This is a genomic window from Streptomyces sp. SID14436, assembly GCF_010548465.1.
Lineage (GTDB): Bacteria > Actinomycetota > Actinomycetes > Streptomycetales > Streptomycetaceae > Streptomyces.
This window is the reverse complement of the sequence record NZ_JAAGMD010000182.1, coordinates 1-713: the sequence shown is the minus strand read 5'-3', so window position 1 is coordinate 713 and position 713 is coordinate 1. Positions and strand designations below refer to the sequence as shown.

At 79.7% G+C, this 713-nt stretch carries 2 pseudogenes; both read left to right on the top strand.

Going from position 1 to position 713, the window contains the following annotated elements:
• A pseudogene (locus G3I53_RS06660) lies at positions 1–315 on the top strand (hypothetical protein); the annotation flags it as partial.
• Positions 312–713 (top strand): annotated as a pseudogene (locus G3I53_RS06655) (condensation protein); the annotation flags it as partial. The pseudogenes G3I53_RS06660 and G3I53_RS06655, both read left to right, overlap by 4 nt.

The window sequence follows — 713 nt, the reverse complement described above, 5'->3', positions numbered from 1 at the left end:
GCGGCCCTCGGGGCCGGCGAACCGGTGCGCGCGGGCGGCGGGGCCTTCGGCCACCTCGCACAACTGCTCGCCCTGACCGGCCTGTTCGCGGCCCTGGTAGGCATCGGTGAGGCGTCCGGCCGCGCGGCCGGGCGGGAACCGGACGGCCCTGGGCGCGATGCCGGGGCCCGCGAGCCCGGCATCCGAACGGGAGGCCGCAGCGAGGAGGACCCGGGGACCACGGCGGTCCTGCCGCCCGTACCGGCGTCGGCCCCGCCGCCCCCGCCACCGGCCCCCGGCCGGCCGGACGGCACCGGGAAGGGGGAGCCCGGATGAGCGCACCCCCGCGCATCCCCTTCCCGGTGGTGGACGAGGTCTCCCGGCACTGCGCCCAGGAGGCGGAGCCGGAGACCGTCCACATCGAGGTGCACCTGCCCGGCCGGCTGGACCCGGACCGCCTGCGCAAGTCCTTCACCGAGGCGCTGCTCCGCCACCCGCGCATCCTGATGCGGGAGGCCCGCGGCCCCTGGTACCGGCGGCGCTACGAATGGGAGCTGACCGAGGGCCCGGACGTGGAGGTGGTGACCTTCGCGCCCCCGGGCGCCGCCTCCCTCCGGGACGCCCGCACCCGCGCGCTCACCGAAGCGCCCCCGCTCACGGCGTCGCCACCGGTCCGGCTGGAGGTGGTCCCCGGCGCGGCCCGCTCCGGCGACCCGGCGACCACGGGCCCGGCG